Here is a 210-nt window from a genome sequence, read left to right as displayed (position 1 = left end):
CGGCGATCTGGTGGCGCTCGGAAACCTATGCCCATGGGATGCTGATTCCCCTGATCAGCCTCTGGCTGATTATCCGCAAGCGTTCGCAATTGACCAGGCTCGAGATGGGACCGGATTGGACGGCGCTGATTCCATTGCTGGGACTGTGTCTTGTCTGGTTGCTGGGGCGGGCCGCCGATGTGCTGGCGGTCGAGCAGATGGCCACCACCC

The 210-nt window shown here is 61.9% G+C and carries 1 protein-coding gene; it reads left to right on the top strand.

From position 1 onward, the window contains the following. The coding region (locus MO867_RS23420) for an archaeosortase/exosortase family protein (RefSeq protein WP_252473572.1) at positions 1-210 on the top strand (210 nt) is incomplete at both ends.

This window comes from Microbulbifer okhotskensis (assembly GCF_023895975.1).
Lineage (GTDB): Bacteria > Pseudomonadota > Gammaproteobacteria > Pseudomonadales > Cellvibrionaceae > Microbulbifer > Microbulbifer okhotskensis.
Note: the sequence above shows the minus strand (reverse complement) of the source record. Positions and strands in the feature narration are given on the sequence as shown.